This window comes from Bradyrhizobium sp. BRP19, assembly GCF_020194195.1.
Taxonomy (GTDB): Bacteria; Pseudomonadota; Alphaproteobacteria; order Rhizobiales; family Xanthobacteraceae; genus Bradyrhizobium; species Bradyrhizobium yuanmingense.
This window is the reverse complement of sequence record NZ_JADYVZ010000125.1, coordinates 1-443: the sequence shown is the minus strand read 5'-3', so window position 1 is coordinate 443 and position 443 is coordinate 1. Positions and strand designations below refer to the sequence as shown.

The following is a 443-nucleotide window of genomic DNA, read 5'->3' as shown; positions in this document are numbered from 1 at the left end:
TGGCGGAACATGCCGGCGGCGAAGAATTCGACCACCACCAGGTCGCCGTAGCGATCCACCACCAGGCCGGACAGGCCGTCGCCTTCGCTGTGCACCACGCGCCAGGCGTCGGAGACCGCGTCGAGCTTGAGCACCTCACGGCGCAGCGACACCGCCTGGGCGATCTTGCGCGAGAACCAGCCGGCATCCACCGGCACGTTCTGGTCGGTCTCAAGGATGCGCACGGCAATACGCGAATGCCCGTTGTAGAACCCGCGGCCAACGAACTCGCCATCAATGCCGACCACGTCGACGATGGAACCGGGCTTGGGCCGGACGGTCGGCTTCTCGACCAGTTTCTGGAAGATCCACGGGTGGCTGGAGCGCCACGCATTCTTGAGGCGGACAATCGGAAGGGGGGTATTCATCCACCCATTGTAAACCGGGCGCCGGGGTCAGATCCC

General features: G+C 65.2%; 1 pseudogene. It reads right to left on the bottom strand.

Annotated elements, in window-relative coordinates:
- Positions 1-407, bottom strand: a pseudogene (locus I6F36_RS38805) (hypothetical protein); the annotation flags it as partial.
- Between the last annotated feature and the right edge of the window lie 36 nt (positions 408-443).